This window comes from Mesorhizobium sp. M1A.T.Ca.IN.004.03.1.1 (assembly GCF_003997555.1).
In the GTDB taxonomy this organism is placed as follows: Bacteria; Pseudomonadota; Alphaproteobacteria; order Rhizobiales; family Rhizobiaceae; genus Mesorhizobium.
In genome coordinates this window covers 1-241 of record NZ_RZTV01000976.1, presented here as the reverse complement: position 1 = coordinate 241, position 241 = coordinate 1, and the positions used below count along the sequence as shown (strand labels likewise).

Annotated in this window: 1 protein-coding gene; it reads left to right on the top strand. The window is 62.2% G+C overall.

Annotated elements, in window-relative coordinates; translation table 11 throughout:
- Nucleotides 1–241, top strand: a 241-nt coding sequence (locus tag EOD29_RS34590; RefSeq protein WP_127248909.1) for a DUF444 family protein, incomplete at both ends; no start/stop codon positions are given.

Here is a 241-nt window from a genome sequence, read left to right as displayed (position 1 = left end):
AAGTCGACGAGGAAACCTTCTTCTATGGCCCGGCAACGGGCGGCACGCTGGTTTCCAGTGCGCTAGCGGCAATGCGGGCGATCATCGCGGCGCGTTTCGATCCGGCGGAATGGAATATCTATGGCGCCCAGGCCTCGGACGGCAACAACGCCCATTCGGACGGGAACCTGAGCGGACAGCTGCTGCGCGAGATTTTGCCGCTGTGCCAGTATTTCGCCTATATCGAGCGCGGCGACATGGC